This is a genomic window from Parafannyhessea sp. LCP19S3_B1 (assembly GCF_052121955.1).
In the GTDB taxonomy this organism is placed as follows: Bacteria; Actinomycetota; Coriobacteriia; order Coriobacteriales; family Atopobiaceae; genus Parafannyhessea.
The window spans coordinates 116,169-140,501 of the sequence record NZ_JBQKDH010000005.1 but is presented as its reverse complement, the minus strand read 5'-3'; the positions used below and the strand labels follow the sequence as shown (position 1 = coordinate 140,501).

Below are 24,333 nucleotides of genomic sequence, written 5' to 3'. Positions count from 1 at the left end.
CGTGGTAGCGACGAGCAAGGTTTCGGCAAGGGGCACCCGGGCGATCGTGTTCTGGGTCGCCGTGTGCCTCGTGCTGGTGCTTGACCAGACCACAAAGCTCGCGGTGCGCTCCGTCCTGCGCGTGGGGGAGCGCCAGACCCTCATCCCGGGGGTGCTGGACCTCCTGTACGTGAAGAACGACGGCGCGGCCTTCAGCCTCGGTCGTGGGGCGGGACCGCTGTTCGTGCTCATCGCGGCCGCCGTCGTGTGCGTGGCGTTCGCGTACGTGTGGCGCGAGGACATACCCCTGTCGCTCGTGCTGCCCATCGCGTGCGTCGCGGGTGGCGGCGTCGGTAACATGGTCGACAGGCTGTGCGCCGGCTACGTCACGGACTTCCTCGCGACCTCGTTCGTCGACTTCCCGGTGTTCAACGTCGCCGACATCTTCGTGACGTGCGGCATCGTGTGCGCGCTTGTCGCGTACAACGTGTGGGAGTCCGGGCGCGAGCGCGCCAAAGCGGACGCCGGCGGCAGGTAGCGGGCGCCAAGACACAACGCAAGCCCAAGGCGTGGGTCCGGCTTCGTCCGGGCCCACGCCCGTGCAAAGGAGAGGAACGGGTGAGAAGGACATGGCCGTCATCGTGAACGCCCTCGTGGGCCCGGAGTCAGACGGGCTGAGGCTCGACACGTTCCTCGCGAGCGTGGACGGATGCCCTTCTCGCAGTGCGTGCGCAAAGCTCGTCGCGGCAGGCGAGGTCACCATAAACTCGACGCTCGCGACGTCCAAGAGCGAGACCGTGTGCCTTGGGGACCGCATCCAGGCGCGCCTTCCCGATCCGGAGCCCGAGGACGGGGCGCTCGCGCCCAACCCGTCCATCCCGCTCGACGTGCGCTTCGAGGACGATCACCTCATCGTGCTTTCCAAGCAGGCGGGGCTCGTGTGCCACCCCAGCCCGGGCCACGTGGACGACACGCTCGCAAACGCGCTCGTCGCGCGCTGCGGCTACGGTCACCTCGGCATGCTGCAGGGGGACGACAGGCCCGGCATCGTGCACCGGCTCGACATGGACACCTCCGGCCTCATGGTGTGCGCGAAGGACGACGCCACGCAGAAGGCGCTTCAGGACCTCATCCGCCTGCGCGTGCTCGACAGGCGCTACGTCACGCTCGTGCACGGCTACGTCGCGCCGGACTCCGGTACCATCACCACGGGCATCGCGCGCTCGCGTCGCGACCGGCTCCGCATGACGGTCTCGGACGACCCGGGCGCGCGCGAGGCCATCACGACGTTCCGCACGCTCGAGCACTTCGAGGCCGGCAGGTTCGACGAGGGCTTCTCGCTTCTGGAGTGCCACCTCTACACCGGGCGCACGCACCAGATCCGCGTGCACATGCGTCACGCGGGCCATCCCTGCGTTGGGGACCAGCTCTACGGCCGCGGCGACGACCGCACCAACATGGGGTTGCGTCGCCAGTTCCTGCACTCGTGGCACATCCGCTTTGACCACCCCGTTACTGGAGAGACCATCGAGCTTGCGGACCGCCTGCCCCCCGACCTCTCGTCTGTACTAGAATCGCTACATGACCGCTCTATGGGCCGCACCCAAGCGGGGGAGAAGATCTGTCCCCTGCTCGTGGCAGGGTCCTAGGGCCACCATCAGTTGTGGAAGGATGCCGCGTGGAACTGGCCAGGCTCGGGACGACCCCCATCACAGTCTTCAACAACCTCGTGGGGATCCTCTTCACGCTCGCATACCTCTACCAGGTCTTCTATACCATCTGGGTCATGATTCGCGGAGAGGTGAAGCTGCCCGTCGCGAAGAGGAGCCACTCGTACGCGTTCGTCATCGCGGCGCACAACGAGGAGTCGGTCATCGGCAACCTCGTGCGCTCCATCAAGGCGCAGCGCTACGACGGCCTCATAGACTGCTACGTCGTGGCGGACGCGTGCACGGACCGGACGGCGGAGGTCGCCCGGGAGGCCGGCGCCATCGTGTGGGAGCGAAACGACCTCGCACGACGTGGAAAGAGCTGGGTGCTGGACTTCGCGTTCGACAGGATACTGAACCAGCAGGAGTGCCCGTACGAGGGCTTCTTCGTGATGGATGCCGACAACGTGATCTCGCCGGACTACGTCGAGATCATGAACAAGGCCTTCGACCAGGGGTTTCTCGTCTGCACGAGCTACCGCAACTCCAAGAACTTCGACTCAAGCTGGGTGAGCGCCGGCTACTCGCTCTGGTTCATGCGCGAGTCGCGCTACCTCAACAACGCGCGCATGCTGCTGGGGACGAGCTGCGCAATCTCGGGGTCCGGCTGGCTCGTCTCGGCGTCCATCATCCGCGGGATGCACGGCTGGATGTTCCACACGCTCACGGAGGACCTCCAGTTCACGGCATTCTGCGCTTCTCACAACATCAGGATCGGCTATGCGCCGGCGGAGTTCTTCGACGAGCAGCCGACTGACTTCAAGACGTCGTGGACGCAGCGCATGAGGTGGTCGCGCGGCGGATACCAGGTGTTCTTCTCGTACTGGCGAGACCTCGTGCGCGGCATCTTCAAGGGACACTTCTTCGCGTCGTACGACATGCTCATGACCATGTCGCCCGCGATGTTCCTCACCATCATCTCCGTGTTCGTGAACCTCGCGTACCTCATCATCGGCACGGCGAGCCGCGGCTTCATCGCGACGCAGAGCGAGCTCGGCGCGTGCGTGGGGTCTATCGTGACCACGCTCGTGTCCTCGTATGGGATGTTCTTCCTCATGGGGCTCGTCACTACGATATCGGAGCGCAGGCACATCCATGCGCGTAGCCGCTGGCGAGTGATCGCGAACGTCTTCACGTTCCCCATATTCGAGCTCTCGTACATTCCCATCAACGTGGTGGCCCTGTTCAAGAAGGTCGACTGGGTGCCCGTGAAGCACGACATCGCGGTTAACTTTGATGAGGTGGTGAGTGAGGGCGGCACAAGGTAGTTCGTACCTGCCACAAGGTGCTACAATCGGTCAAATCGTATCGGCGGCGTGAGCAAACGAGTCGACAAACGGCATATGGAGTAAAGGAGATAGCGCATGGCAACGTTCTTCGAGGGGGAATCCCACACCTTCTCTGAGTACCTACTCGTCCCTGGTTATTCCTCTCGGGAGAACATCCCGGCAAACGTCTCGCTCGAGACCCCGCTCGTGAAGTTCAAGCGCGGCGAGGAGCCGGCCATCAAGATGCACATCCCCATGGTGTCCGCGGTCATGCAGGCAGTTTCCGGCCCGCGCCTGGCCATCGCCCTCGCCCAGCAGGGCGGTATCTCGTTCATCTACCAGTCGCAGACCCCGGAGGACGAGGCCGCGATGGTGCGCGAGGTGAAGACGTACAAGGCCGGCTTCGTGGTGTCCGACTCCACGCTCACCCCTGACATGACGCTGCAGGACGTGCTCGACATCCGCGACCGCACGGGTCACACCACGATGCCCGTCACCGCGGACGGCACGCCGCACGGCAAGTTCTGCGGCATTGTCACCTCCCGTGACTACCGCGTCTCCCGCGACGACCGCAACAAGAAGGTCGCGGAGTTCATGACGCCGGCGGCCGAGTGCGTGACGACTGACACGAGCACGTCGCTCAAGATCTGCAACGACATCATCTGGGACCACAAGATCAACACGCTGCCCGTCGTCGACAAGGAGGGCAACCTGTCCTCGCTCGTGTTCCGCAAGGACTACGACTCCCACAAGTCCCGTCCGGACGAGCTGCTCGACGAGCACAAGCGCTACGTAGTCGGCGCCGGCATCAACACGCGCGACTACGAGGAGCGCGTGCCCCTGCTGGTGGAGGCCGGCGCAGACGTGCTGTGCATCGACTCCTCCGAGGGCTACTCCGAGTGGCAGAAGCTCACCCTGGACTGGATTCGCGAGCGCTACGGCGACGCGGTCAAGGTCGGCGCGGGCAACGTCGTCGACGCCGATGGCTTCCGCTACCTCGCTGAGGCAGGCGCGGACTTCGTAAAGGTCGGCATCGGCGGCGGCTCCATCTGCATTACCCGCGAGCAGAAGGGCATCGGCCGCGGACAGGCGTCCGCCCTCATCGACGTGTGCCGTGCACGCGACGAGTACTTCAAGGAGACGGGAGTGTACGTCCCCGTTTGCTCCGACGGTGGCATCGTGTACGACTACCACATGACGCTCGCGCTCGCCATGGGCGCGGACTTCCTCATGCTCGGCCGCTACTTCGCGCGCTTCGACGAGTCCCCGACCCGTCGCCTGAACGTGAACGGCAACTACGTGAAGGAGTACTGGGGCGAGGGCTCCGCACGTGCCCGCAACTGGGCCCGCTACGACATGGGTGGCGCGAAGAAGCTCTCGTTCGTCGAGGGCGTCGACTCCTACGTCCCGTACGCCGGCCCGCTGAAGGACAACGTGGACCAGTCGCTCACCAAGGTCCGCTCCACGATGTGCAACTGCGGCGCGCTCACGCTCGAGGAGCTGCGCGACAAGGCGAAGATCACGCTTGTCTCTTCCACCTCGCTCGTCGAGGGTGGCGCTCACGACGTCATCCTGAAGGACTCCGACTCCAGCACGAACTTCAGGTCGTAGCGCAAACCCGCGTCTAGCCGCGGGCGCCCGACTGATGTAGCATTGACCCACCGCCAACTCATAGTGTGGCGGTGGGTTTTTGTTTGCGACTACGTCCGCATGTGGACCATGGGGTGATAGGTATGAAGAGTTGCGGAGTGGCGGAACGACTGGCCGCCATGAACGTGGAGTACGCTGCCGAGAAGAGCTTCTTCGGCGGCACGCGGCGTCACTTTCCCAGCAGGAGCGCCTGCGTCGAGCTGATCTCGGACATACGCCGCCTGCTGTTCCCCGGCTACTTCGACAACGAGAGCGCAGCGGGCGAGAGCAACGATTACCTCACGCGCGAGCGCATCCTGCACATCGAGCGCGTGCTGCAGGGGCAGGTGCTCGAGGCGCTGCTGTTCGACGACGGCGACCTGAGCCGCGACGAGGCGGGCAAGCGAGCGTCCCACGTGGCGAACGTTTTTCTCGACAGCCTGCCCCAGGTCCTCGAGCTCCTGATGACGGACATCCAGGCGCTCTACGACGGAGACCCCGCGGCAGGAAGTCTCGAAGAGGTGCTCGTCGCATATCCCGGCCTGTACGCAATCTTCGTCTATCGCATCGCCCACGTTCTGTACGGGCTGAACGTGCCCCTCATCCCGCGCCTGATGAGCGAGCACGCTCACAGCAAGACGGGGATCGACATCAATCCCGGCGCGAACATCGGCAAGTACTTCTTCATCGACCACGGCACGGGCGTCGTCATCGGCGAGACTACCGACATCGGCGACCACGTGAAGATCTACCAGGGCGTCACGCTCGGCGCGCTCTCCACCCGCAAGGGCCAGCTCCTCTCGGGAAAGAAGCGTCATCCCACCCTTGGCGACTATGTCACGGTGTACTCGAACGCATCCATCCTGGGCGGCGAGACCGTCATCGGCAGCGGCGCCGTCATCAGCGGCTCAGCCTTCGTTTGCGAGTCCGTCCCGCAGAACGCCCGCGTCATCCTGAACCAGGAGACCATCGTCCACAAGCCGGACGACGCGGAGCCGGCGTGGTGCTACGTGATCTAGGCATACGCGCACATCAGCTGTAGGACCCGTCGTCGGAGCTCGCGGGCCTCACCTCGACGGCGCGCTCGCTCTCGTATGCCATGAGGTCGATGTAGTACTGCTGGGTGTCAGTGTTCCAGTCGTCCTTCGCGTCGTACACCTTGTTCAGCTTCTCCAGCGACTTGCTCAGCGCCTCGAGCTTCGACCGCGTCTTCGTCGCGAGCTCCATGCTCGTGTCGCCGGACGCGGCCTCCTGCTTCTTGTACGCCTCGACGTAGGCGTCGGTGTCGTCCATGACCCTCTTGCCGGCCTTCGCGACCCTCTCGTCGACCTTCGCGGGGTCATACGGCACCCTTACGGAGGCCTCCACGGAGCCGTCGGACCCAGAACCCGGCGAGATAACACCTCCCGAGCACGCCCCAAGCGACAGGGCGATGGCCGCGGCCGACACGATGGCAATGGCGTTCCTTGACATGCGCTTCTCCTTTGATCGGGCGTTTGCTGCGCCATGCAGCCTCCAGGCCAACGAAACCCGTTCAGAAATTGAACAGCAACCGCGCGCGCGGGGTCGTCGCGCAGCGGTGCTAATTGGTCTGCGAGCGGCAGGGCCGCAGCGGTTGGGGCGTCCCGGAGCCTTCGGTGTGGCGACAACGTTTACGCCGCGTAACGCGCCGGCATGCCACGCTGCGCGTTTCGCTATACTAGGGCGTGCTAAATTGCAGCTAGAGGTGTATTGCTAGGAGAGGAACCAAATGGCTGACAACAACGACGCCGCCGAGGGCACGTTCCCGGCGTACGACGCGCAGGCGATAGAGACCAAGTGGCAGAGGATCTGGGAGGAAGAGGACCTCTACAAGACGGACACGGACCCGGCGAAGCCGAAGAAGTACGTGCTCGAGATGTTCCCGTACCCCTCGGGCGACCTGCACATGGGTCACGCGCGTAACTACACCATCGGCGACGCGATGGCGCGCCAGGCCCGCATGCGCGGCTACGACGTGCTGCACCCCATGGGCTTCGACGCGTTCGGCCTCCCCGCCGAGAACGCGGCCATCAAGCACAACACGCAGGCGTCCAAGTGGACGCACCAGAACATCGCCCAGGCCGTCAAGACCATGAAGCGCATGGGCTTCAGCTACGACTACGACCGCATGTTCAACACCTGCGACCCCGAGTACTACAAGTGGGGCCAGTGGATGTTCATCCGGATGTGGAAGAAGGGCCTGGCGTACCGCGCCACGAGCCCCGTGAACTGGTGCCCGACGTGCAAGACCGTGCTCGCGAACGAGCAGGTCGTCGAGGGCAGGTGCTGGCGCTGCGGCTCCGTGCCCGAGAAGCGCAACCTCAGCCAGTGGTACCTCAAGATCACGGACTACGCGCAGGAGCTGCTCGACGACCTCGACAAGCTCACCGGCTGGCCGGAGAACGTGAAGGCGCAGCAGCGCAACTGGATCGGCCGCTCCGAGGGAGCCGAAATCGACTTCCGCCTCGCCGCCGAGGACGGCGTGACCCCCACGGACCGCAAGGTGACCGTGTTCACCACGCGCGCCGACACACTGTTTGGCGTGAGCTTCATGGTTCTGCCGCCCGAGAGCGACCTCGCGGCGGAGCTGGTTGCCGGCACGAAGTACGAGGCCGACTTCAAGGCGCTAAAGGCCGCGACCGAGAAGGTCTCGGCCGTCGACCGCCAGGGCTCGGAGCGCGAGAAGCACGGCGTCTTCACCGGCCGCTACGTCATCAACCCGATCAACGGCCGTCCCGCGCCCGTGTGGGTCGCGGACTACGTCCTCATGGACTACGGCACCGGCGCCGTCATGGGCGTGCCCTGCGGCGACCAGCGCGACTTCGACTTCGCCCGCAAGTACGGCCTGGAGATCGCGCCGATCATCTGCGAGAAGGACGACCCCCTGTACGAGGAGCTCAAGGACGAGAAGGAGCTCCGCGTACGCTCCGTGGACTGGGACAAGGCCATGGTGGCCGAGGGATACCTCGTGCAGTCCGGCGAGTTCACGGGCCTGAAGGGCGGCAAGCACTCCGAGGCGGTCGACGCGATCACCGCGTGGCTGAAGGAGCACGACTGCGGCCGCCCGACGGTGCAGTTCCGCCTGCGCGACTGGCTCATCAGCCGCCAGCGCTACTGGGGCAACCCCATCCCCATGATCCACTGCGACCACTGCGGTGACGTGCCCGTCCCCGAGGACGAGCTCCCGGTCCTTCTCCCCGAGAACCTCGACCTGGGCGCCGGCGACACGCTGGCGGAGTACGCGCCGTTCTACGAGACGACGTGCCCCAAGTGCGGCCGCCCCGCGAAGCGCATCACGGACACGATGGACACGTTCACGTGCTCCAGCTGGTACTACCTGCGCTACTGCGACCCCCACAACGACGAGGCGCCGTTCTCTAAGGAGGCCGTGGACCGCTGGATGCCGGTGGACAACTACATCGGCGGCATCGAGCATGCCATCCTTCACCTGCTGTACAGCCGCTTCTGGACGAAGGTCCTGCGCGACCTTGGCATGGTCGACGTGGACGAGCCGTTCACGAACCTGCTGTGCCAGGGCATGGTGAAGGACGAGAACGGCGACACCATGAGCAAGTCCAAGGGCAACGTCGTGCCGCCCTCAAGCGTGATCGACCCGTACGGCGCTGACACCATGCGCCTGGCGATCCTGTTCGTGGCGCCGCCCGAGAAGGACTTCGACTGGGACCCCGAGGCCGTTGCCGGCGCGAACCGCTTCATCAAGCGTGCGTGGCGCGTGGTGTGGCAGCTCGTCGACGGCGCCAAGGCCGGCGAGGTGGACGGGAAGGCGCTCGACGCGGACGCGAAGGAGCTGAACCGCGTCCTGCACGAGATGGGCATCAAGTGCACGAACGACTTCGACCGTGGCCAGTTCAACACCGCGATCTCTGCGGTGATGGAGCTGACGAACGCCGCGAGCAAGTACGTGAACGACGTGGACGTCGAGAAGCGCGACGGCGCGCTGTGCCACCGCGTCGGCCACGACATCGTGACCATGCTCGCGCCGATCTGCCCGCACTGGGCGGAGGAGCTGTTCCACGAGGCGCTTGGCATGACGGGCTCCGTGTACAACGAGCCCTGGCCCGAGTTCGACGCCGCGCAGGCGAAGAGCGACACCGTCGAGATCGCCGTGCAGATCAAGGGCAAGGTGCGCGCCCGCATCAACGTCCCGGCCGACGCGAAGAAGGACGAGCTCGAGGCGGCCGCGAGGGAGGCCGTAGCCGCGCAGCTCGAGGGCAAGGACATCAAGAAAGTCATCGTGGTGCCCGGAAGGCTCGTGAACATCGTCGCGCTGTAGCGCGTGTCCTGCCGCGCTGCGTCCGCGGCAGCCGCGGACGGCGACGGACGCGCCGGGGTTGCGAAGAAATTGTGTCGGCCCGACGCGTCTGGCGGGCGCGGGGCCGACGTGCTAGAGTTTCTATAGCTTAATCGTGATTGTTCGAGGAAGTGGGGTGGATCTTCTCGCCCCGCTTCCTTTCTGTATGTCGGGCCGCAGCCCGGGAAGGAGGACCCATGGCGTCCACGGATATCGAGAGGGAGCTGCTTGCCGCGCTCGAGGCGGCCGCCCCGGAGCACGGCATCGACGTGGTGGACGTCGAGGTCGTCGGCGCGTCGAAGGCGCCGGTCGTGCGCGTGAGGCTCGACCATGCGGACGAGTCACTGCCCACGATCACGCTGGACGAGGTCACGGCCCAGAGCGACTGGGTGAACGCGGTCATCGACGAGAGGGACCCGTTCCCGGGCTCGTACACGCTCGAGATATCGAGCCCCGGCCTGTCGAGGCCGCTGCGCCGCGCGCACGACTTCGAGCGCTTCGCGGGCGAGGACGTGTCGCTGAACACGTTCGACCGCGAGGGACGAAGGCACTACACGGGCACGCTGAAGGGGCTCGTGGACGGCAGGGTCGTCGTGGAGTGCGACGGCGAGGAGTTCTCGTTCGGGCTTGACGACATCAAGAGCTGCAAGATAAAGCCAAGGTTCTAGGCAACGCGGCCGGTGGGCGCCGGCATTGGATTTCGAATCTTAACTCGTGAGAGGAAGCACCATGGCATCAGAGATGATGGAAGCACTTATGGCACTGTGCCAGGAGAAGCACATCGACGAGCTGTACCTGATCGACCAGCTGGAGCAGTCCCTGGCGAAGAGCTACGCCGAGGTCATGCACCTGCAGGACGGCGCGCGCGTGACGATCGACCGCGAGACGGGCAAGGTCTACGTGTACAAGCTCGTCCCGAAGGAGGAGTCCTGGGACGACGAGACCGGCCTGTACACCGACTTCGACGAGGTGGACGTGACGCCGAAGGACACGAGCCGCACCGCGTACACGCACGCGAAGTCCGTCATCAACGATATAGTGCGCAACGCCGGGCGCCAGCAGATCTACGAGGAGTTCTCGAAGCGCATCGGCGACATCATCACGGGCACCGTGCTGCAGACGACGCCGGACTTCGCCATCATCAAGATCCGCGAGGGCGTCGAGGCGGAGCTGCCGTACTTCGACCAGCGCCGCTACCCGGACGAGCTGAACGAGCGCCCCGCGGGCGAGCGTTACTCCCACCACCAGCAGATCCGCGCGATCATCATCGACGTGCGTGACCCCAACAGCAACCAGCAGCCCGTGCGCGGCGAGCGCCAGCGCCCGTCCATCGTGGTGTCCCGCACCCACCCGGACCTCATCCGCAGGCTGTTCGAGCTCGAGGTGCCCGAGGTCTACGACGGCGTCGTCGAGATCCGCTCTATCGCGCGCGAGGCCGGCGTCCGCTCGAAGGTGGCCGTGAGCTCGCTTGACGACCGCCTCGACCCGGTGGGCGCATGCGTCGGCCCGAAGGGCAGCCGCGTGCGTGCCGTCGTGTCCGAGCTGCGCGGCGAGCGCGTGGACGTGGTGCTCTGGAGCGACGACCCCGCGAAGTGCGTCGCGAACGCGCTGTCCCCGGCGCGCGTCTCGCGCGTGCTGGTGGACGACGAGGACAACTACGCCACGGTCATCGTACCGGACGACCAGCTGTCCCTCGCCATCGGCAAGGAGGGCCAGAACGCCCGCCTGGCCGCGAGGCTCACGGGCATGCACATCGACATCAAGAACGAGTCGCTCGCGCGCAAGGTCATGAGCGAGATGCCCGAGGACGTGGACGTCGTCGCGGAGGAGGGCGAGCACCGCTGCGAGTACACCGGGCCGACCGGCATCCAGTGCCGCAACATGGCGCGCCCGGGCTCGCGCTTCTGCGGCATCCACGAGAAGCTCGCGCAGTACGCGGACTCCACCGTGTCCGACGATCCCGACTCCCTGATCTAGCTGCGAGTCGAAAGAATATGAACGTTTCCCGTCCCACTCTGGAAGGTTGGTTTTATGGCAAAGACTCGTGTGCATGATCTGGCCAAGGAATATGGAATGACGAGCAAGGAGATGCTTGGTCACCTTGCCGAGATGAAGATACCCGCGAAGTCGCCCTCGTCCACGCTCGAGGACGCGTACGTCTCCATCATCCGCAAGAAGCTGAAGCCGATCCTGGAGGCGCGCGCCGCCGAGATCGAGGCGCAGAAGCGCGCCGAGGCAGAGGCGAAGGCGAAGAAGGAGCGCGAGGAGGCCGCCAAGGCCGAGAAGGAGCGCATCGCCGCCGAGAAGCGCCGCGAGAAGGAGCGCGCCGAGGAGGAGAGGCGCCGCGCCGCCGAGGAGGCCGCGCGCAAGAAGGCCGAGGAGGAGCGCCTTGCGGAGGAGAAGCGCCGCAAGGAGGAAGAGGAGCGCAACCGCGTACGCGACAACGCCCCGAAGTCCATCCCGTCCTTCACGAGCCTGCTCGACCAGATCGCCCAGCAGGAGGAGATCCTGAAGGAGCAGGCCGAGGAGCAGGCGAAGAAGAAGGAGGAGAGCAGGGGGCCGCGCAAGGACCGCCGCGGCGAGAAGGGCGCGGAGTCCCAGCACAGGAGCTCCCACAGGGCTCCCGTCGCCCCCGGTGAGATGGAGGGCGAGTCCGATCACTCCGGCAAGGGTCACGGCAAGGGCGGCCGCAAGGGCCAGCGCCGCGGCGGCCAGGGCGAGGACCGCTACAGCCGCATGGCCCGCGAGGCGGAGGAGTACAACCAGGTCCTGGAGGAGGCGCGCGAGGCCGTCGAGGAGGCGACGCGCGAGTCCACCGGACGCCGCAAGAAGCGCAAGGAGCGCAGGAAGAAGCAGCAGGCCGAGAAGGCTGAGGAGAAGCGCATAGAGGAGGCCATCGCAAACGACCAGGACCTGTCCCAGCTCGACACGGTCAAGGTCCCGCAGGGCTCCACCGTCGCGGAGCTCGCCGATCTTCTCGGCGTTCCCGCGAACGACATCATCAAGCGCCTGTTCCTGCTCGGCACGCCGCTCACGGTGACGGAGTCCATGTCCGACGACCTCATCGAGCTCGTCGCCGACGACCTCGGCCGCGAGATCAAGATCATGACGAAGGAGGAGGAGAACTCCTTCTCGTTCTACGACGACCCGAAGGACCTGAAGCCGCGTCCGCCCGTCGTCACGGTCATGGGCCACGTCGACCACGGCAAGACGTCGCTTCTGGACGCGATTCGCCACACCGGCGTCGCCGCGGGCGAGGCCGGCGGCATCACGCAGGCCATCGGCGCCTCGCAGGTGCAGATCAACGGTCGCACGATCACGTTCATCGACACGCCGGGTCACGAGACGTTCACCGCCATGCGTGCGCGTGGCGCGAAGGTGACGGACATCGTCATCCTGATCGTCGCCGCCGACGACGGCGTCATGCCGCAGACCATCGAGTCCATCAACCACGCGAAGGCCGCCGAGGTCCCCATCATCGTGGCCGTCAACAAGATCGACAAGCCCGGTGCCGACCCGACGCGCGTGCGCCAGGAGCTGACCGAGTACGGCATCATCCCGGAGGAGTGGGGCGGACAGAACATGTTCGTCGACATCTCCGCGAAGAAGAAGATCGGCATCGACGACCTGCTCGAGGCCGTCCTGCTCGAGGCCGACGTGCTCGAGCTCAAGGCGAACCCGGACACGTTCGCGTCCGGCAACGTCCTCGAGGCGAAGCTCGACCGCGGTCGCGGCTCCGTCGCGACGCTGCTGGTCAACCGCGGCACGCTGCGCGTGGGTGACGCGATCGTCGCGGGCATGTCCTACGGCAAGATCCGCGCCATGATCGACTCGCGCGGCAACAACGTGAAGGAGGCCACGCCGTCGACGCCGGTCGAGGTGCTCGGCCTGCAGAGCGTCCCCATGGCCGGCGACGAGTTCCGCGTGTTCCAGGACGAGCGCGAGGCGCGCAGCCTCGCTGACGAGCGCGCCCTCAAGGCCCGCATCGAGGAGCAGAACAAGGTCAAGCACGTCACGCTCGAGAACCTGTTCGACACCATGGCCGACGCCGAGGTGAAGGAGCTCAACCTCATCATCAAGGCGGACGTCCAGGGCTCGATCGAGGCCCTTCAGGACTCGCTGGACAAGATGGACCAGTCCGAGGTGCGCATCAACACGATCCACTCCGCCGTCGGTGCCATCACGGAGACCGACGTCACCCTGGCGGACGCCTCGAACGCGATCATCATCGGCTTCGGCGTGCGTCCGGATGCCAAGGCGAAAGCCGCTGCGGAGCGCGACGGCGTCGAGATCCGTACCTACAGCGTCATCTACAAGGCCATCGAGGACATCGACGCCGCCCGCATCGGCATGCTCAAGCCGACGGAGCAGGAGGTCCAGACCGCGACCATCGAGGTCCGCAACACGTTCAAGGTGCCGAAGGTCGGCATCGCCGCGGGCTGCATGGTCCAGGACGGCGAAGTCTCGCGCGACGACCTCTGCAGGCTCGTCCGCGACGGCATCGTCGTGTACGAGGGCAAGCTCGCGTCGCTGCGCCGCTACAAGGACGACGTGAAGTCCGTCAAGGCCGGCTTCGAGTGCGGCATCGGCCTCGAGAACTTCCAGGACATCCACGTGGGCGACGTCATCGAGTCCTACCGCATCGAGGAAGTAGCACGTACGGAGTAGAGACATGAAGCAGAACCAGAATTCCCGACGCACGAACAACCTCGCGCGCGAGAAGCTCGCCAACATCCTCCTGTTCGAGGTTTCCGACCCCGACCTCGCGCTCGTGACCCTCACGGGCGTGGAGGTCTCGGTCGACAAGTCCGTGCTGAAGGCCTACGTCAGCTGCGACCGCGACCGCTACGAGTCCGTGGCGGCCGCCCTCCAGCGGGCGAAGGGCCGCATCCGCAGCCTCTTGGGCCACGCCCTGGGCTGGCGGGTGACGCCGGAGCTCATCTTCCAGATCGACACCACGGCGGACGAGGCCGAGCGCATCGCCATCGCGCTCGAGAACGTTCCGCCCACGCTCTCGGTCGAGAAGGACGAGAACGGCTATCCCCTAGGCGAGGCGCCCGCGGGCGACGAGGAGAGAGGCGAGTAGCCCGGCCATGGGTCTTAGCAAGAACCCCGAGCAGGAGGCGCGCTTCGCGGAGATAGCGCGCCTCATAGAGAAGAGCTCGACCATCGCGATCTGCGCGCACACCAATCCCGACGGCGACGCCCTGGGATCCACCCTGGGGCTCGCCCGGGTCATTGGCATGCGCTGGCCCGAGAAGCGCGTCTGCGGACTGCTGGCGGATGCGGACGACGTGCCCAGGATCTACTCGTACCTCCCGGGCAGCGCCGGACTCGTCCGCGCATGCGACTACGAGGGCGACCCCGACCTGTTCGTCAGCGTCGACCTCTCCGTCGCCCACAGGCTGAACGACGCGGAGCCCGTGATGCGCAGGTCTGCCCGCACGGCGATCATCGACCACCACCCGTGCGAGGAGCCGTACGCCGACGCGAGCCTCATCCGCCCGAGCGCGGCCGCCACGGGCGTGCTCGTCGCGGAGTTTGCCCTGTACCTCGGCGTCGAGATTACGAGCGACGTCGCGCGATGCCTGTACTGCGCCATCGCGACGGACACCGGCCGCTTCCAGTACCAGAACGCGGACCCGGAGGCGTTCTCCGTCGCGTCGCTGCTCGTGGACTGCGGCGCGTCGCCGTCAGAGCTCTCGCTCAACGTGTACCAGAACTTCAGCCTGTCGTTCCTGCACCTCGAGGCGCTCGTGATGGGCCGCATCACGAGCTTCGCGGGCGGAAAGATCACGTACAGCTACGCCACGTCCGTGGACCTGGAGCGCACGGGCGCGAGCCTGGACGAGTGCGACGGCCTCGTGGACGTCGTGCGCAGCGTGTCCGGCTCTGAGGTCGCGCTGTTCCTGAAGGAGGTGCCCGGCGGCAAGGTGCGCGGAAACATCCGCTCGAAGACGGACAAGGACGTCTCGCAGATCGCGAGGCTCCTCGGAGGCGGCGGTCACAAGGCCGCTGCCGGGTTCACGTTCGACGGCGACATCGACCAGGCGCTCGCGGCGGTGCTGCCGCCGCTGCGCTCGCTGTTCGAGTACGTCGACCCGGACGGCACCATCATCGGAGAGCGGCTGGACCCCCGGCTGATCGAGGCTGACCGCGCGGCGCGCAGGGCCGCGCAGGCTGGAAGCGGTGAGTAGTTGAAGCGAGGACAAAGCGGAATAAACTGCCTGCTGGCCATAGACAAGCCGGTAGGCCTGAGCAGCCATGACGTGGTGAACCACGTGCGCAGGGCGCTGGGCGAGAAGCGCGTCGGCCATGCCGGCACGCTGGACCCGCTCGCGTCCGGCGTGCTCGTCGTGGGCGTGGGCCAGGGCACGCGGCTCATGGGCCTGCTGACGGCGGACACGAAGTCCTACGTCGCGCGCATCGCGTTCGGCACGCAGACCGCCACGGACGATGCCGAGGGCGAGGTCGTGCTGCGCAGGGATGCGCCGGCGGACGTCCTCTCGCGCGAGTTCGCGGCCGGCGTCGTGGCCGGGCTCGAGGGCGAGCAGGACCAGGTGCCGCCGTCCTTCTCGGCCATATCGGTCGGGGGCGTCAGGGCGTACGAACGCGCTCGCAAGGGCCAGGAGGTCGAGCTGAAGAGTCGGCACGTGACGATCATGAGTGCTGTGCTTCTGGACGTGGTCGCGGAGGGGCCGGACGGCCAGCCGTGCTGGGACTGCGCGTTCACCGTGTCGAAGGGCACGTACGTGCGCAGCATCGCGCGCGACCTGGGCGCCTCGCTCGGGAGCGCCGCGCACCTGGTGGAGCTGCGGCGCACGGCGTCCGGGGGCATCGGCCTCGCGGACTGCATCGCCCTGGAAGAACTCGAGCGGCGCGGCGCGGCGGCGCTTGCGGAGTGCGCGCTCGACCCCGTGCGGAAGCTGGGGCTTCCCGCACGCGAGCTAACGGTGGACGAGCTTGCGGACGTGCGCTGCGGCAAGCGCGTTACGTGCACGGACGCGGGGCTGCCCGAGGGCGGCCGCGTGTGTCTCACGTTTGGCGACGCCCTGGTGGGCATATGGGAGCGCGAGGGCGAGCGGCTTCGCTGCCAGATCAACTTCCCCTCCGGCGTCACGGGGGTGGCGCGGTGAGCGAGGAGGTCCTGGGCCAAGAGCTGCCGCTTGACGAAGAGTCGCTCGCCGGCCTGGTACGCGGCGGCCTGTTTATGCGCCGCGGGGCTTACGTGCGCCGCGACGTGCGGCATGGCACGGCCTACGTGCGCCAGGGCTCGGAGCTGCCCGCGGGGTGCGACGCCGTCATCTCCATCGGCGCGTTCGACGGGCTGCACGCCGGGCACCGCGCGCTCATTGCGGCGGCGCGGCGCGAGGCGGACGAGCGGGGCCTGCCGTGCGTGGTCGTGTCGTTCGACCCTGACCCGGACGTGCTACTGGTGGGGGAGGAGCCGTCCACCAGGCTCCTTGCCACGGCGGACAGGGTGCGCGCCATCGAGTCCCTGGGCGCGGACGCCGTCGTGGTGCTGCGCTTTGACGAGGAGCTTGAGCAGACCGGCTACCAGGACTTCGTCACGCAGGTGCTTGGCGGGGTCGTTCGCCCGGCCTCAATCCACGTCGGCACCAACTTCAGGGTCGGCGCCGGAGGCAGGGGGGACGTGCGTGCGCTCGCGGCGTTCTGCGACGGCCTGGGCTGCGCCGTGCACGGCCACGACCTCGTGACTCGGGGCGGAAGCCCGGTCTCCAGCACCAGGATCCGCAGCCTTCTGCACAAGGGCGCGGTGGAGGACGCCGCCGGGCTCCTCGAGCGCCTGCACTTCGTGCGCGGCACCGTGGAGCACGGCCGCGGCGAGGGCACCGCGTTTGGCTTTCCGACGGCGAACGTGCGCACTTCTCCCGTGGACTGCATGCCAAGGGCGGGCGTGTACGCGTGTGTGGTGTGCGACGGGAGGACGGCGTGGCCGGCGGCGGTTAACGTGGGGAAGCCGCCCACGTTCAGCGCGCCGGAGGACAACTTCCTCGAGGCGAACCTCGTGGGGTTTGCCGGCGACCTGTACGGAAGCGAGGTGAGCGTCCTCTTCGCGCGGTGGCTGCGCGCCTCCAGGCCCTTCGATTCGACCGAGGAGCTGGAGCGTGTGGTTCTTGGCAACATAGACTGGGTACGAACTAATCTAGGCTCTTGCGGAGTGGGGGTGGACGCTTGATAACGGACGAGGACAAGGAGCGCGTGCGGCAGGCGACGGACATCCTGCAGCTCGTGGGCGAGACCGTGGAGCTGAAACGCCGCGGCGCGGACTATTGGGGCTGCTGCCCGTTCCATCACGAGAAGAGCCCGTCGTTCCACGTGAACCCCACCACGGGACTGTGGAAGTGCTTTGGCTGCGGCGCCGGGGGAGACGTGTTCGCCTACGTCATGAAGCGCGAGAGCCTGGACTTTCCCGACTCCATACGCTACCTGGCCGACAAGGCGGGCATCGAGCTTACGGAGGAGCGCGGCGCCGCCCGCAAGGGGCCGCGGCGCAACCGCCTGATAGAGTGCCTGACCGAGGCGGAGCGGTTCTACAACACCATGCTGCTGCGCGGCCGCGGCGAGGGGCCGGACGCCGGGCGCGCCTACCTGGCCGGCCGCGGCTTTGGCTCGGACGTGTGCCGCCGCTGGGGCCTGGGGTTCGCGGCCGGGCACCAGACGCTCGTGGAGCACCTGCGCAAGCTCGGCTTCTCCATGCAGGAGATCCTGGCTTCGGACCTGGCTCTGCAGGGGCAGGGCGGAAGGCTCCGCGACAGGTTCTTCGACCGCGTGATGTTTCCCATCCACGACGAGCAGGGCCGAACCATTGCGTTTGGCGGCAGGGTCATGGGCGACGCGAAGCCCAAGTACCTCAACACCAAGGAGACCGCGGTCTTCTCGAAGCGCAAGCACCTGTTCGCGTTCGACCGCGCGAAGGAGTCCATGGCCGCCACGGGCACGTGCATCGTGTGCGAGGGCTACACGGACGTCATAGCGATGCACGAGGCGGGGTTCGCCAACACGGTGGCCACGTTGGGCACCGCGCTCACGATGGACCACGTGAAGCTGATAGAGCGCTTCGCGAAGCGGCGCATCATCTGCATGTTCGACGGCGACGAGGCCGGGCAGCGCGCCGCGGAGCGCGCGGTGCAGTACATCGACAAGACGAGCGTCGAGATGCTGTGCGTGGTGCTGCCGGACAACCTGGACCCGATGGAGTTCCTCTCCGCCCGGGGCGCGGACGCGCTTCGGCCCATCTTGGAGGCGGCCCAGCCGCTCATGGACTTCGTGTTTGGCAAGCGGCTCGCCGGCTACGATCTCTCCGTCCCCGGAAAGCGCGTCGCGGCGCTGAACGACATGGCGGGCGTCCTTGCGCCCCTGGGCGACAGCATGCTGCTGGACGGCTACGCGCTGCAGCTGGGCGACATGCTGGGGTTCGACGTGGCGCGGGTGAAGCAGGTCATTCGCGAGCGTGCCGCCACGGAGCGCCGCAAGGCCGGCCAGCGCGACGGGGGAGGGCGCGCGGATGGGCGCCGGCAGCCGGCAGGTGCGTCGTCGCGCGACGTGTCGCCGTACGACGCGCCCACCTACCATGAGGACGGCGGCTATGGCAGCGGCTACGACGACGGCGCGTACGATGCCTACGACGGTCCGTACGCGCCCGCGGACGGAGGCGCTGGGCGAGAAGGGCAGGGCGTGTCGACCGCGGCGCTCTCGAACGACGAGAGGATGCAGTCGGCCGCGGAGCGCGAGCTTCTCGCCATGATCGCGTCGCACCCGGACGTGATGCGCGGCCACGGGGAGCGCATCGCCACGTTCACTTGGTCCGATTCGCGTTATGAGGCCATGGCGTGGGCCATGCTCGCGACCCCCGCGGGCACGCCGCCCGCGGACGTGGTGCGCGCGGCGGCGGGCGTAGTGGCCGAGGCCCCGCAGATACTTGCGGGCGGCAGGCTCGAGGTCACGTCGCGCATGCCCGCCGACCAGCGGGCGAACTTCCTGCTCGACGTCGTGGAGCTGTGGAGCAAGCGCCGCGAGGTGCGCGAGATAAAGGCAAGGCTGCGCCTGTCGTCGTCCACGGTGCCCGACGAGGGGCAGATAGAGCTCTTTAGGAGGGCAACGGAGCTCCAAAAGCGTATTAATGAGCTGTCAAATAGCGTTTCTGCCGTTGTGTAGGCGGCATTTTTGGGTAAACTCCCTATCGCATCTGCGTAGAAAGGAAATACGTGGCTAACAACAAGGCTACCGCCGAGGGCTCCTCGCAGCTGTCTGACGAGCTTGACGGCATCGTCCAGAAGCTCGTGAAGCAGGCGTCCGGCTCCAACAACAGCATCACCGAGGACGACATCCAGCTGGCCATCGCCGAGGTGGACGTGGACGACGACGAGCTTTCGGACATGTACGACGCCATCCGCGCCAAGGGCGTCGACATCGCGAACGCGGAGGACGGCGGCTCCGCCATGGGCGAGTCCGACGACCTCGACGACGAGGACGACGAGGACGAGCTCGAGGACGGGGACGACCTCGACGAGGAGGACGAGGAGCTGGCGGAGGCCCGCAAGGAGGCCCGCGCCGCAAGCGAGATCCTGCGCTCCTCCACCCCTAAGAGCAAGACCCGCAAGCGCTCTTCCAGGGCGCGCTCGCGCCGCACGGATAGCTCGACCGTGATGCTGACCGGCGACCCGGTGCGCATGTACCTGAAGGAGATCGGCAAGGTAGACCTGCTGACCGCCCAAGAGGAGGTCAACCTCGCCATGAAGATCGAGGCCGGCACCGAGGCCTCCAAGAAGCTCGAGGCCGCGGAGAACGGCGAGATCGAGCTCGCCCGCGCCGAGCAGCGTCGCCTCATGCGCATCGAGCAGGTGGGCCTCGAGGCCAAGCAGTCGCTCATCAGCGCCAACCTCCGCCTCACGGTCTCCATCGCCAAGCGCTACGTCGGCCGCGGCATGCTGTTCCTCGACCTCATCCAGGAGGGCAACCTCGGCCTCATCCGTGCGGTCGAGAAGTTCGACTACACGAAGGGCTTCAAGTTCTCCACCTATGCCACGTGGTGGATCCGCCAGGCGATCACCCGCGCCATCGCGGACCAGGCGCGCACCATCCGCATCCCCGTCCACATGGTCGAGACCATCAACAAGCTCGTCCGCGTGCAGAGGCAGCTTCTGCAGGACCTCGGACGCGACCCCACCCCCGAGGAGATCGGCGCTGAGATGGGCATCTCCGCGGACCGCGTGCGCGAGATCCAGAAGATCAGCCAGGAGCCCGTCTCGCTCGAGACGCCAATTGGCGAGGAGGAGGACTCCCAGCTCGGCGACTTCATCGAGGACTCCACGGCCGTCGCGCCTCCGGAGGCCGCGAGCGACTCCATGCTTCGCGAGCAGCTTGAGCAGGTGCTTGATAGCCTCGCGGACCGCGAGCGCAAGGTCATCAAGTTCCGCTTTGGCCTCGAGGACGGGCATCCCCGCACGCTCGAGGAGGTCGGCCGCGAGTTTGGCGTAACGCGCGAGCGCATCCGCCAGATCGAGAGCAAGACGCTGGCAAAGCTGCGCCATCCGTCGCGCTCCGGCCGCCTGAAGGACTACATCGAGGACTAGCGTCCGTGCGCCGACCACATGCGTCATCAGGCGAGAAGGACCCGCTCCCATGCACGGGGGCGGGTCCTTCTCTGCATTGGGCTCGTTACTTGCGACGATGGGGCGGCTACGTCAGCCTGCGCAAGGAATGCGGCGGCGCAAGCGCTAGAACGCGAGGTCCTCGACCATCATCGGCTCGGTCTGGTAGCGCAGCGGCTCAAGCTCGTCCGCGGTGTGGTAGCCGGATGGCGCGGCGAGCACGGTCGGGATGCGCTGCACGATGGTGGCGCAGGGGGCGATGTCGTCCACCAGGATGAAGAGCGTCAGGATCGCGATGTCGGGGGCGCATCCGTCGAGGACGGCGTCCGCGTCGTACGATATCTTCACGCCGAGCTTGACGGGCAGCCCCGCGAAGCTCCCGCGTCCATGCCGATGACGGCGGGGTTCGTGTCGATGGCGCCCACAAGCTGCGCGCCATGCTCGTGCAGGTAGCGAATGGTATACTTCGCCATCTTTCCGCAACCATACTGTACGACCCTGATTGGCCTGCGACCCATAGCAAACCTCCTCGGACGTTCCACCTGTCGGGTGCCGGCGGATTGACGCGCCCGTGCGCTTGTGTGTTATACCGCATTGACCTGCGGATATGTTGGTCCGCTTTTACAATTCGCGTGGCGGCGCATCGGTTGGCGGGCGTGCGTCCACGACTTTGAGGATGAGGACGCGCATGCGTCGGCGCGTTTGTGGAGACTCTTTGGCACAAAAAAATCCGCGATTCTTGCTTGCACGAGACAAGATGTCTGTTATAGTTTCTACCGCACTAAGACATTCCCCGGTGGCGCAGTGGTAGCGCAGCTGACTGTTAATCAGCGTGTCGCAGGTTCGAACCCTGCCCGGGGAGCCATCTTCCCCGGTGGCGCAGTGGTAGCGCAGCTGACTGTTAATCAGCGTGTCGCAGGTTCGAACCCTGCCCGGGGAGCCAGCAGATCAAAGGCCGGAAGAGAAGATCTTCCGGCCTTTCTTGTTGTCTGGCCCTTCTCGCCTGCGCCTTGCCGATTTGGAGTCTCCGCTCTTTGTATGGCGGGGACACGGCTGTGCTAGCATTTTCCTGTCATGCAGACCAACGTTTTCGGAGGCAAATTGAACGCCGAGAAGAATACCGGGGCAGTCTCTGCAAAGGACGCGTGGTACCCACCGTCAAGGCGCGACTGGTTCATCCTGAGGCAGCTCGTCTCCAAGGACTTCAAGCTCAAGTATCGCAGGAGCACGCTCGGCGTCGTGTGGAGCGTGCTGAACCCGCTGCTCATGATGCTCGTCATGGCGGCGGTGTTTGGCTCGTTCATGCGCTACAACGACCCGTCGCTCGGCAACTATGCGGTCTACCTCATCCTGGGAAACACCGCGTTCCAGCTCATGAGCGACGCGACGAACCAGGGCATGTGCTCCATCATCTGGGCGTCGTCGCTGCTGAAGAAGGTCAAGATCAACCGCTACGTCTTCCCCGTGCAGAAGGTGCTGTTTGCCGGCGTCAACTACGGCTTCTCGCTCATCGCGATCGCGCTCGTCATGATCGTGGAGCGCGTGCCGCTCACGTGGACCGCGGTGCTCATGCCTTTCGCGCTGCTCACGCTCGTGGTGTTCTGCATCGGCCTCTCACTTCTGCTCTCCGCGCTCTCCGTGTTCTTCCGCGACGTCATCCACCTGTGGGGCGTCGTGCTCACGGCGTGGACCTACGCGACGCCGCTCTTCTACCCCTTCAAGATCCTGCCGCACTGGATGCAGGTCGCCGAGAAGTTCAACCCCATGTACATCTACATCACCTACATCCGCGACGTCATCCTGTACCACACGGTGCCCTCCGTCGGCATGCACGTTGCGTGCCTGGGGTTCGCACTGGTGGCGCTTGGCATCGGCTACGCCGTGTTCCACAAGAACGAGCACAAGTTCATCCTCTACATCTAGTCCCCGTCAGATCGGTGCAAACTATGGCAAAGCCAATCCTCACGCGTCCCAGCATCCCGCCCGAGGATGCGGAGACCGTCATCGACGTCGATGACGTCTCCATGATCTTCAACATCGCCTCCGAGCAGTTCAACTCCCTCAAGGAGTACTTCATCGCGCTCGCGCGCCACGAGCTCAAGTTCAAGGAGTTTCGCGCGCTCAACCACATCAACTTCAAGGTCAAGCGCGGCGAGGCGTTCGGCCTCGTCGGCACCAACGGCTCCGGCAAGTCCACGATGCTCAAGATCATCGCGGGCGTGCTCGAGGCGTCGGAGGGAACGTGCACGGTGCGCGGCACCATAGCCCCGCTCATCGAGCTCGGCGCCGGCTTCGACATGGAGCTGACCGCGAAGGAGAACATCTACCTGAACGGTGCCCTCCTGGGTTACCGCAAGGAGTTCATCGACGAGCACTTCCAGGACATCGTCGACTTCGCAGAGCTGCAGAACTTCATGGACATGCCGCTCAAGAACTACTCGTCCGGCATGGTGGCGCGCATCGCCTTCGCCATCGCCACGATCACGGAGCCTGACATCCTCATCGTCGACGAGACGCTCTCCGTCGGCGACTTCCTGTTCCAGCAGAAGTGCGAGCGCCGCATCAAGGAGCTCGTCGACGCCGATGACGTCACCGTCCTTCTCGTCAGCCACAACATCGACCAGGTCGAGCGCCTGTGCGACCGCGTCTGTTGGATAGAGAAGGGCCAGGAGCGCATGGTCGGCCCAACCGACGAGGTGTGCGCCGCATACAAGAGCCTCGGAAACTAGGGGGGCGCCATGCCGTCGGCTTCCGTCCTCGTGCCCATCTACAACGTCGAGCGGTACCTACCGGCGTGCCTGGAGTCGCTCCGCGCGCAGGAGGGGGACTACGAGTTCCTCTGCCTGGACGACGGCTCGACCGACGGCTCCGCGAGAATCGCGGCGGAGTTCGCCGAGAAGGACGGGCGCTTCCGGCTGATACGCAAGGCGAACTCTGGCTACGGTGACACGCTGAACCGCGGCCTCGAGGAGGCCCGCGGCGAGTACGTGGGTATCCTGGAGTCCGACGACGTCATGTACCCGGATGCGCTCGAGACACTGCTTCGTGCCGCGAAGGGTGCCAGGGCGGACCTCGCAAAGGGCACGTACTCGCTCTGGTGGTCTGCGGACGGCCGCGACGTGGTGCAGCACGAGGTCCCGCAGCAGCTGCTGGGCAAGGTGGTGCGCCCGCGCGAGCACGACTTCTGCTACCTGCTGAAGCCGACGGACTGGAGCTGCCTGTACCGCGCAGAGTGGCTCTCTCGCGAGGGCATACGCTTCCTGCCCACACCGGGCGCGGCGTTCCAGGACACGTCGTTCATGTTCAAGGCGCTCTGCTCAACGGACCGGGCGGTGTTTCTGGACGTGCCCGTGGTCCACTACCGCCAGGACAACGAGGGATCTTCCATCAACTCGGAAAGCAAGGCGTACGCGGTCTGCGGCGAGTACGACGAGATAGAGCACTGGCTCGCCCTGCATGCCGACGACGCCTTCGCCGACAGGATGCGCCTTGGCTTCCAGGTATCGAAGCTGAACGCGTACCTGTGGAACCTCGACCGCCTGAAGGACGACCTCGCGCCGGAGTTCGCGCACCGCATCGCGAGCGAGTTCTCTGCGTACGCGAGCAGGGGAGAGATCGACTGGCCCGCCTGGGACGCGTGGAAGGCCACGAACCTGAGGGCGATCCTTCGCGACCCGGACCACTACCTCGCCGTCAGGAGCCGCTACCACGGGCCGGGTGCCGCGGCCAAGGCCCGCTTCGCGCTGCACCTCGCGGGGCCGGCCGGCCTCGCCCAGGCGCTTGGCGGCAGGAGGGGATAG

At 66.2% G+C, this 24,333-nt stretch carries 21 protein-coding genes and 2 tRNA genes; 20 read left to right on the top strand and 3 right to left on the bottom strand.

From position 1 onward, the window contains the following. Position 1: 1 nt before the first annotated feature. The 5 genes from lspA to ACTQWE_RS03815 all read left to right on the top strand — a co-directional run bounded on the left by lspA (position 2) and on the right by ACTQWE_RS03815 (position 5,604). The gene (gene lspA, locus ACTQWE_RS03835; protein WP_441855588.1) at positions 2–517 is read left to right on the top strand and encodes a signal peptidase II; all 516 of its coding nucleotides are present in this window, start codon (positions 2–4) and stop codon (positions 515–517) included. Between the two features lie 91 nt (positions 518–608). Then, entirely contained in the window at positions 609–1,628 is a 1,020-nt protein-coding gene (locus ACTQWE_RS03830) for an RluA family pseudouridine synthase (RefSeq protein WP_441855590.1), read from the top strand. A gap of 29 nt (positions 1,629–1,657) precedes the next feature. Continuing rightward, complete coding sequence (locus ACTQWE_RS03825; RefSeq protein WP_441855592.1) at positions 1,658–2,956, top strand: glycosyltransferase family 2 protein; 1,299 nt, start codon at positions 1,658–1,660, stop codon at positions 2,954–2,956. A 96-nt stretch (positions 2,957–3,052) separates the two neighbouring features. Further along, positions 3,053–4,567, top strand: coding sequence for an IMP dehydrogenase (locus ACTQWE_RS03820; protein ID WP_441855593.1), 1,515 nt, complete (start codon positions 3,053–3,055; stop codon positions 4,565–4,567). A 137-nt stretch (positions 4,568–4,704) separates the two neighbouring features. Next, positions 4,705–5,604 carry a serine O-acetyltransferase gene (locus ACTQWE_RS03815; RefSeq protein ID WP_441855595.1) on the top strand — a complete coding sequence of 300 codons (900 nt, stop codon included), beginning with the start codon at positions 4,705–4,707 and terminating at the stop codon, positions 5,602–5,604. Between the two features lie 13 nt (positions 5,605–5,617). Here the strand turns inward: ACTQWE_RS03815 and ACTQWE_RS03810 are convergent, their stop codons facing one another. Beyond that, positions 5,618–6,058: a hypothetical protein gene (locus ACTQWE_RS03810; RefSeq protein ID WP_441855597.1), complete on the bottom strand. Its 441-nt coding sequence runs from the start codon at positions 6,056–6,058 to the stop codon at positions 5,618–5,620. A 277-nt stretch (positions 6,059–6,335) separates the two neighbouring features. Here ACTQWE_RS03810 and leuS point away from each other — a divergent pair, with 277 nt between their 5' ends. The 10 genes from leuS to rpoD all read left to right on the top strand — a co-directional run bounded on the left by leuS (position 6,336) and on the right by rpoD (position 20,515). Next, positions 6,336–8,900 (top strand): leucine--tRNA ligase, encoded by a 2,565-nt coding sequence (gene leuS, locus ACTQWE_RS03805; RefSeq protein ID WP_441855599.1) that lies wholly within the window; start codon positions 6,336–6,338, stop codon positions 8,898–8,900. Positions 8,901–9,115: 215 nt separating this feature from the next. Then, the gene (rimP, locus tag ACTQWE_RS03800; protein ID WP_170103513.1) at positions 9,116–9,586 is read left to right on the top strand and encodes a ribosome maturation factor RimP; all 471 of its coding nucleotides are present in this window, start codon (positions 9,116–9,118) and stop codon (positions 9,584–9,586) included. Positions 9,587–9,647: 61 nt separating this feature from the next. Further along, positions 9,648–10,895 (top strand): transcription termination factor NusA, encoded by a 1,248-nt coding sequence (gene nusA, locus ACTQWE_RS03795; RefSeq protein ID WP_441855600.1) that lies wholly within the window; start codon positions 9,648–9,650, stop codon positions 10,893–10,895. Between the two features lie 54 nt (positions 10,896–10,949). After that, positions 10,950–13,586, top strand: coding sequence for a translation initiation factor IF-2 (gene infB, locus ACTQWE_RS03790; protein WP_441855602.1), 2,637 nt, complete (start codon positions 10,950–10,952; stop codon positions 13,584–13,586). Between the two features lie 4 nt (positions 13,587–13,590). Beyond that, the gene (gene rbfA, locus ACTQWE_RS03785; RefSeq protein WP_373576643.1) at positions 13,591–14,004 is read left to right on the top strand and encodes a 30S ribosome-binding factor RbfA; all 414 of its coding nucleotides are present in this window, start codon (positions 13,591–13,593) and stop codon (positions 14,002–14,004) included. Between the two features lie 7 nt (positions 14,005–14,011). Beyond that, on the top strand, positions 14,012–15,115 hold the full coding sequence (locus tag ACTQWE_RS03780; RefSeq protein WP_441855605.1) for a DHH family phosphoesterase: 1,104 nt from the start codon (positions 14,012–14,014) through the stop codon (positions 15,113–15,115). Then, on the top strand, positions 15,116–16,054 hold the full coding sequence (truB, locus tag ACTQWE_RS03775; protein ID WP_441855606.1) for a tRNA pseudouridine(55) synthase TruB: 939 nt from the start codon (positions 15,116–15,118) through the stop codon (positions 16,052–16,054). It abuts the gene before it with no gap. After that, positions 16,051–17,118 carry a riboflavin biosynthesis protein RibF gene (gene ribF, locus ACTQWE_RS03770; RefSeq protein ID WP_441855608.1) on the top strand — a complete coding sequence of 356 codons (1,068 nt, stop codon included), beginning with the start codon at positions 16,051–16,053 and terminating at the stop codon, positions 17,116–17,118. Before truB ends, ribF begins: the two co-directional genes overlap by 4 nt. Then, positions 17,115–19,097, top strand: a complete 1,983-nt coding sequence (dnaG, locus tag ACTQWE_RS03765) for a DNA primase (RefSeq protein WP_441855610.1) — start codon at positions 17,115–17,117, stop codon at positions 19,095–19,097. Before ribF ends, dnaG begins: the two co-directional genes overlap by 4 nt. Before the next feature lie 50 nt (positions 19,098–19,147). Further along, the gene (gene rpoD / locus ACTQWE_RS03760; protein WP_441855611.1) at positions 19,148–20,515 is read left to right on the top strand and encodes an RNA polymerase sigma factor RpoD; all 1,368 of its coding nucleotides are present in this window, start codon (positions 19,148–19,150) and stop codon (positions 20,513–20,515) included. A gap of 144 nt (positions 20,516–20,659) precedes the next feature. On the opposite strand, the gene ACTQWE_RS03755 is transcribed toward rpoD, so the two are convergent. Both ACTQWE_RS03755 and ACTQWE_RS03750 read right to left on the bottom strand, forming a co-directional pair. After that, positions 20,660–20,881 carry a hypothetical protein gene (locus ACTQWE_RS03755; RefSeq protein WP_441855613.1) on the bottom strand — a complete coding sequence of 74 codons (222 nt, stop codon included), beginning with the start codon at positions 20,879–20,881 and terminating at the stop codon, positions 20,660–20,662. Further along, entirely contained in the window at positions 20,878–21,051 is a 174-nt protein-coding gene (locus ACTQWE_RS03750) for a hypothetical protein (RefSeq protein ID WP_441855615.1), read from the bottom strand. The genes ACTQWE_RS03755 and ACTQWE_RS03750 overlap by 4 nt, the downstream gene beginning before the upstream one ends. Before the next feature lie 272 nt (positions 21,052–21,323). Here ACTQWE_RS03750 and ACTQWE_RS03745 point away from each other — a divergent pair. The 5 genes from ACTQWE_RS03745 (at position 21,324) to ACTQWE_RS03725 (ending at position 24,333) form a co-directional block, all read left to right on the top strand. Further along, positions 21,324–21,398 (top strand) — tRNA-Asn (locus tag ACTQWE_RS03745). A 3-nt stretch (positions 21,399–21,401) separates the two neighbouring features. After that, a tRNA-Asn gene (locus tag ACTQWE_RS03740) sits at positions 21,402–21,476 on the top strand. Positions 21,477–21,607: 131 nt separating this feature from the next. After that, positions 21,608–22,456 carry an ABC transporter permease gene (locus ACTQWE_RS03735; protein ID WP_441855617.1) on the top strand — a complete coding sequence of 283 codons (849 nt, stop codon included), beginning with the start codon at positions 21,608–21,610 and terminating at the stop codon, positions 22,454–22,456. A 23-nt stretch (positions 22,457–22,479) separates the two neighbouring features. Next, positions 22,480–23,262 (top strand): ABC transporter ATP-binding protein, encoded by a 783-nt coding sequence (locus ACTQWE_RS03730; RefSeq protein WP_170103523.1) that lies wholly within the window; start codon positions 22,480–22,482, stop codon positions 23,260–23,262. Positions 23,263–23,271: 9 nt separating this feature from the next. Beyond that, complete coding sequence (locus ACTQWE_RS03725; protein ID WP_441855619.1) at positions 23,272–24,333, top strand: glycosyltransferase family 2 protein; 1,062 nt, start codon at positions 23,272–23,274, stop codon at positions 24,331–24,333.